5 protein-coding genes are annotated in these 4,584 nt (G+C 51.5%); all 5 read left to right on the forward strand.

The genetic code is table 11. The features are described from left to right. Positions 1–920, forward strand: a 920-nt coding sequence (locus tag EZI54_RS23080; RefSeq protein WP_165495861.1) for a transposase, incomplete at its 5' end; no start/stop codon positions are given. A 213-nt stretch (positions 921–1,133) separates the two neighbouring features. Beyond that, the gene (locus EZI54_RS23085; RefSeq protein WP_131484217.1) at positions 1,134–1,541 is read left to right on the forward strand and encodes a DUF6228 family protein; all 408 of its coding nucleotides are present in this window, start codon (positions 1,134–1,136) and stop codon (positions 1,539–1,541) included. Positions 1,542–1,640: 99 nt separating this feature from the next. Further along, positions 1,641–2,483: a TIR domain-containing protein gene (locus EZI54_RS23090; RefSeq protein ID WP_131484218.1), complete on the forward strand. Its 843-nt coding sequence runs from the start codon at positions 1,641–1,643 to the stop codon at positions 2,481–2,483. Between the two features lie 579 nt (positions 2,484–3,062). Further along, the gene (locus EZI54_RS23095; RefSeq protein ID WP_131484219.1) at positions 3,063–3,383 is read left to right on the forward strand and encodes a hypothetical protein; all 321 of its coding nucleotides are present in this window, start codon (positions 3,063–3,065) and stop codon (positions 3,381–3,383) included. Between the two features lie 265 nt (positions 3,384–3,648). Then, positions 3,649–4,494, forward strand: a complete 846-nt coding sequence (locus EZI54_RS23100) for a PAAR domain-containing protein (RefSeq protein ID WP_131484220.1) — start codon at positions 3,649–3,651, stop codon at positions 4,492–4,494. Positions 4,495–4,584 lie beyond the last annotated feature (90 nt).

A 4,584-nucleotide genomic window follows, 5' to 3' on the forward strand; every position in this document is an offset into this window, starting at 1 on the left:
ACCGCCCAAGGATGGGCCGGGGGAAGCGGAGCAAGGAAGTGAAGAGCAACCTGACTGACAACGAAAGCGCCAAGATGACCACCAGCAAGGGCACGCTCCAGGGCTATAACGGCGTGGCCACCGTGGACAAGAAACACCAGGTCATCATCGACGCCCAGGCCTTTGGCGAGGGCCAGGAACACCACACGCTGCAACCGGTGCTGGAGACAGTCGAAGCCCGCTTTAAGAAGCTGGGTATTGCCGATAACCTCTATCAAACCGGCGCGATTGTCACCGCCGACACCGGCTTCGCCAACGAAGCCAACATGAAGTACCTGCACGAGCGGCAGATCAATGGCTACATCCCGGACAACCGCTTCCGCAGCCGCGACCCCAAGTTCGCGCAGCAGAAAGACAAGTACGGAAAGCGCCATCAGAACCTGCCAGACAACGGCTGGAAAGACATCATTCCGGCCAGCGAGTTCCAGTTCGACCCGGTGAACCTGACCTGTATCTGTCCGGCAGGAGAACGTCTTAAACACCACGGCACAAGAGCCGACCAGAACGGTCAACGCCGGGCCTACTTCCAGGGCCGTCTGCTGCAATGCCGTCACTGCCCCAGGAAACATCAGTGCATGCAGAACCCTGAGGCTGCTGACCACCGCAAAGGTAAAGGCCGGCAAGTCTCCTTCGCGATAGAGACTCAACGTTCGCCCAACTACACCGACTGGATGAAGCACCGCGTAGACAGCCCACAGGGCAAAGAGATTTACAGTCATCGAATGTCCGTTGTGGAACCGGTGTTCGGCAACATTGGCACGAATAAAGGGCTCAATCGCTTCAGTTTGCGCGGTCGGAAAAAGGTTCAGGGCCAGTGGCAGCTATACTGCCTGGTGCACAATATTGAGAAGTTGGCGAATTATGGACAGATGGCGGCGTGATCCGGGGGAGGAAACCCTCCGGGAATACCCCTTGGGGCACAGGTTCTCGGTGCCTGGGCACTGACATACCGGGATTGGAGGCAATAAAGGGCAATCAATCTGAAAACTGGACAATGCCGGCTGAAATGGCCGGCTGAAAAAAACGAGATCGAAGGCGGTGGAATACTCGCTCTATTTTGGGTTTTTCTACAGCCTCGTTAGCAGTACGTGCTTATGAAAATCACCGGTGATAATGAGATTTTTGCGGAGTTCCATTCGCCAGAAGTTAATGATGATGGCTGGCTCGAATATTATTCTTTAACGCTTTCGGGGCCGCAGATGCGGGCTACAGTGCGGGTATCGAATCCTCCATACGGAGAGAGTCCAGTTGATTTTTTTGAGTCAATTGCAGCTAGTTGGCAGGGTTGGAACGGAGCAAAGGAATGGGCCAGCTTGGAAGGTGAGTACCAGATGTCCGCCAAAACTGACTCCACTGGCCATATAACTTTGTCCATTAGAATGTGGTCTGGTAATTGGGAACCATATTGGAGTTCTGAAGTGGCAGTGGTCATTGAGGCTGGTCAACTTGAGAACCTTGCCCGCAAAATCCGAGGGTTTATTTATCCAACTGCTAACAAGTAGTTGCAGTACGTTCCGGCCCTACGGGCCTCCACCGGACCGGTTTTCCGTTGCACTCCAAACCGGCCGCTGAACATTGGCGTTAAATTTTCAGGAGAGACCATGAAAGAGTGTTTTATTATCACACCTATAGGTGGTGCAGGGAGTGAGATTCGCCGTGAAACTGATGGTCTCGTTAAAAGCGTGCTTGGGCCAGTTCTATCCGAGTTTGATCTTGAGCCAGTTCCTGCGCATCAAATCTCCGAAACTGGCAGTATCACTAGGCAGGTAATCAAGAGGATTATTGAATCAGATTTGGTGATCGCAAATTTAACTGGATTGAATCCGAATGTAATGTATGAAGTTGGTATCCGGCACTGCGCTAGAAAATCGATGATTGTTGTTGCTCGAGAAGGCACCATTCTTCCTTTTGATCTAAGTGATGAACGAACTATTTTTTTCCAGAATGACATGTCAGGCGCGGAGGAATTAAAAGATCAGCTTCGCAAGATGATTCCGAAATGTTTGGAAGAGACAGCAATAGATAATCCTGTTTACCGTGTTGTAGATGTGGACCTAATAAAGCTTCCCGAGGGTACGCCGGATGTTTCTATCCTGGCGGATCGAAAGTTCTCTTTGATCGAAGACCAACTCGAAGATTTAAAGGTCGGTCTTCGTTCGTTAGTAATGTCTTCACGAAATACCGAGTCCGGCACACGACGACGCCCTATGGGTCTGATAACCGAAGCTATGAACAACGAAAATATGTTCAATTTTTCGGTTCTCGTAGAAAATCCGGAGCATTTGGAGAGATTTCAAAACTTTTGTCAGGAGAGGTCGATACCATACGAGACAAGCATGGTACACAGGGACGTCTACAAATTTTCAGCTAAATGCGACACCGCCAATGACCTGAAAATACTAAAAAAACTGGCTAATGGACTTGGTCTTAAATCGGCATCGTGAAAATCTAACCAAGCTATGCACCGGATGCAAAAACCTACGCTTTGCTTCGGATTTGCCGCCGGTGATAGCGAGCGTTATAAGCCCAAGGCCCTGGTCATTTTCTGGTGGTTGGGTGCACGGGCCTTGGCGGAAAATTCGATGGTAGGTTTTGGTTTTCGGTAATGGCCAAGGCCATCCAACTCCGCCTCAGATTTGGTAGCCCATAGTGGCTTTTTTCTTGTTGTTGCCAGCGTGCCAAAAGTTGTGGGGCTGTTCGTCGTAAATTCTGAATTGGCCGGGTAGTTTGGTGGTTTGTATCGGTGCCGGACCGAGAACAGGTGCGGGGCTTCTCTGGAGTTCGCATGGGAGCTGCGGGGCGGACCGGAAACCATGGGGTGCCCCGGCTTCTAACAAGCAAATCAAGCTGACCGGTACTACGCTGCGCTCCGCACCGGCAGCTTATTTCGGCGTTAAATAGTAAATCATGGCCAAACAATGATGATGCCTAACTATAAATAAGAACAGCTTTAGGCATATTGGCAGCATGGGAGGGCTGCCAATGTAGTTTGCATAACTTCTCCCTTTACTGGAGATAGAGTTATGACTGATATCGCTGTAAACGATAAACAGTGGGATGCAATCGATGATTCAGAGAAGAAGAGAATCACTGACGCCCTGATTCAAAATGGGGCGCTGAGCCCAGGAGATCGGATTGTAGGTGATCCTAACCAGCCCCCTTTTGATGAAAATACGAAGATGGAGCCAATGTGGAATCCAATAAAAGATATTTGCAAAGCTGTCTGCGATACCACGGCGGCGGGTGCAATTGCATGGTGTACTGCGAACACCGCAGGTGTAGCGCTAGCAGCCTGCGTTGCTGCGGCTGAGGCAGCAAGAAGAGAATGTAAGAGGAGATGTTGACGAGCTAAAAACAGGTAGCGCCACTACCAGCAGGTAGTAGGCGCTACCTGTTTTTAGGGAACAGGATTGTTGTTTGATCTCCCCGTTCTCGTACAGAAATAATTTAACCAGCAGCGCCAGTCGGACCGGTTTGTCACGCTGCGCGCGCCAACCCGGCCGCTGCGCATGGGCGTTATGTGGTGCCGACCATGCTATAATCGTTGGTTTTGCACATGTTTAATCTCGAGTAGCCAGGACGCAACTCATCAAGAAAGGAACTCTGACCATGAGCAATCTGATTGCCGCCTGCGTCGGCGACCAGCATGTCTGCCCGATTCCCGGGCATGGCTCCTCTCCCATCATGCCAAACGGCTCCAGCATCCTTGTTGAAGGTAAACCCATTGCCCGCGTGGGCGATGTCACCGGTTGCGGTGCGGTTATTACCCAGGGCTACCCGTTGGCGTTGGCCGATGGTATGCCGGTGGCCTACCTTGGCAGCCCCACCAGTCATGGCGGTTCCATTGTCAGCGGCAATCCACGAGTGATTTTGGGTGTTGCCACCACCACCGCACCCGTAGTGGATTTTGCCATGGCTGGGGCACTGGATGACAAAGGTCAGCTTACCCCTGTCGCCAAAGAGTTGCTGGACAAAGATCCACAGGCGTTTGTGCGCAAGGCTGCGCAGAAAGGTGCGTTGATTGATGAAGGTTTGCCGGACGAATCACCGGATGATCCGCCCGAAGAAAAGGAGCGCCCCAAAGTCCGGGTAGAGGCAGGATTCTTTTTTGATGGCACAGGTAACAACCGGAACAACACTCAGGCCTATCAAAAGCAGGTAGATGAATGCCTGACGGCAAATGCTGCCGGGGCCATGTCAGAAGAAGATTGTAGTAGTGAAGTGTCGCAGATAATGGAGGGTAGTTACCTCAACGCTGAAACCAATGTTTCCAAGCTGGAGCACATGTATCAGCAGGGGCAATCCCAGAGTGACGAGTGGGAACAAGTTCACCGCATTTCAACCTACGTTTCAGGTGTAGGTACAAAGTCCGGCGAACCAGACGACGGCCCTAGCATGGGGCTTGGCCTTGGAGAGCAGAGCTATGGTGATTTCTGGTGTATGGAGGCAAGTTGAAGAGGTGGCGTATCCTGTTGGTTGATCTCGCCAGATCACAACCAACAGAGGAATGATACGCCATGTCAAAGTCTACCCTGCACGCTCTTT

Origin of the sequence: Marinobacter halodurans (assembly GCF_004327985.1) — a bacterium.
GTDB lineage: Bacteria > Pseudomonadota > Gammaproteobacteria > Pseudomonadales > Oleiphilaceae > Marinobacter_A > Marinobacter_A halodurans.